3 protein-coding genes are annotated in these 2,201 nt (G+C 25.1%); all 3 read left to right on the plus strand.

All coding sequences use genetic code 11. From position 1 onward, the window contains the following. Positions 1 to 189 precede the first annotated feature (189 nt). Positions 190 to 438 (plus strand): hypothetical protein, encoded by a 249-nt coding sequence (locus tag FOF46_RS30620; RefSeq protein ID WP_109438331.1) that lies wholly within the window; start codon positions 190 to 192, stop codon positions 436 to 438. Positions 439 to 639: 201 nt separating this feature from the next. Beyond that, entirely contained in the window at positions 640 to 1,095 is a 456-nt protein-coding gene (locus tag FOF46_RS30625; RefSeq protein WP_143919216.1) for a hypothetical protein, read from the plus strand. Between the two features lie 50 nt (positions 1,096 to 1,145). Further along, the gene (locus tag FOF46_RS30630) at positions 1,146 to 2,072 is read left to right on the plus strand and encodes a hypothetical protein (RefSeq protein WP_143919217.1); all 927 of its coding nucleotides are present in this window, start codon (positions 1,146 to 1,148) and stop codon (positions 2,070 to 2,072) included. Positions 2,073 to 2,201 lie beyond the last annotated feature (129 nt).

Here is a 2,201-nt window from a genome sequence, read left to right on the forward strand (position 1 = left end):
TAGAACCGAAATTAACTCGACTCAATTTACATTGGCACAATTCGAACTGTAAAAAGTGGCACAGTTTGAACTGAAATTACTGGCACTATAGCTCCGAAATCAGTGGCACAAATCAAACCGAATTATCCATTTGACAACTTATTCAAATTTGATTTGAGTATTTGAAATTTTATAAAATAAACTAAAATTATGTTAGAAAAATTATTATTAAAACATTTGACAAAAAAAGGGATTATAGCATATTTCGTTGGAACAATTATATTATTTGCTCTTTTGGCTTATTATATATTGGGAATAGCTGGATACTCATTAGAGGAAGGACGAACAATGTTTTTTGTAGGAATAATTATCTTAAATTTATTATGGGCTGGAGCTTGTCTTTTGTTTTGGAAAAAACCAAAAGAAGAAGAAAATGATGATCTTAAAATTAATGATTAGTTATTAAATCGCTTCCTAGTATTAGAAGTCCTCAAACAAATATTTATTAATTCACTTCGAATATAACTTTTGGTATATGTGCATAGTGAAAAAGAAATACTTTTAAATAAAAAATAAAGATTTGATTATAAATAGGTGTAAGTTGATATTAAGAGATGTATATGGCTTTTACACTGTTGTTATTTTTTGTTAAAAAACACTATGGAACAATTTTATCATAAAAATGGAAATTGTATAAGATTAAAAGAAAATAAATTGTTTGATATGATTATATTAATTGTATTCTGCCTTTCAGCAATTTACTTTATATATGTTGGTAAGACTTTGGATAGCATGCCTATCTGGGTTCTTTTTATTTTACCGATTAGTGTTTATATGTATAAAGTTAGTAGAAAAGCTCAGTTTAGATTAGATTCTTCAATCTTAGAAATATCATTTTTTGTTTTTTTTACTCAAAAATATGATTTAAAAAACTTTGAACAATTTCTAATAATTAAACATAGAATGAATTTTTTAAATAATGGAAAAGAAGTAAAAATGATTTTTAAAGGTGAAAATAAAAAAGAAGTATCCTTACTCAGAAAATATAACTTTAAAAATATTGAAAATTTTATCTCAGAAACTGAAAAAATCATTTTCAAACAATGTTTAGGCTAAATGTTTCCCATATAAAAAAGAAATGTTACTTAAGGACATACACTAAGAAAATGAAATATTTTTTAATCATTATGGTATTAATTACTTTTTCTTGTAAAGAAGAAAAAAAAGAATTTGTACAACCTGATATCTTAATAGAAGGAGCTGAGTTTGATTTAACCCAATTAAGTTTTAAGGAAGATGTACTTAAGTTAGTATCTAAATCATTGGATACTATTAATAATGATTATACTATTAAAAATTACGAAAATGCTTCTTATCCAACAAAAGAAGAGATAAAAAATATATCAAATCATAAAGGGATAACCTATTTAGATGAAAAAAGATACTACTTTCAATCCTTAGAATTAGATAGTATTGCCCAATTTCTTGGTCTACATACCAATAGTATAGAGATAGAAACAGATTCAAATTTAAAAATACAAACTTGTTGGGCTACTGCTAAGGTTTTTGATACGTTAACATTAAATTCAGTTTTACATAAGATGTATATTAAGTATGGAAAAACTATTTGGATGCAGGAATATGAAGACGAATTAGGCTTACAAAAGGTGGTCCATGCAAGTACAGACGAAAATGGTAAGGTAGTACATGAAATAAAATATAAAGAATATGATATTGATTATGAATCATATCTATACCAATATAAAATTAATTCATCTGATGATTACCATCAATGGAATTTAAAAGATAGAATACTTCAAATTAAGATATCTGATGGCAATGAATCAACAATAGACCTATCTTCTGGTGAAATAGAAAGTAAAAAATATTATAAAATTGAATTTTTAAATATTACTAAGAAAGAATATGATTTAGTGAAAAATAAACTAATATCAACATCAACAACAAATAATTATCCTATGAGGATAGTAAAACCGTATTATATTAAAGAGCTAGATTTTTATACAAATTTTAGTAAATATTATATTGAGGAATCCGAAGATGGAATAAAGGTTTATAATTTTAATAAGTAACACCCGTTGTGCATTTAGAAAAAGTTGCGCAAACTGCTAAAAGGCAGTAAATTGTAGTTACGACACTATAATTCATATGCACAACTTTCAAGCAAATTACGATAAAATACTCAAGGTTTTAAAAGGATT

This window comes from Aquimarina algiphila (genome assembly GCF_007489275.1).
Classification (GTDB): domain Bacteria; phylum Bacteroidota; class Bacteroidia; order Flavobacteriales; family Flavobacteriaceae; genus Aquimarina; species Aquimarina algiphila.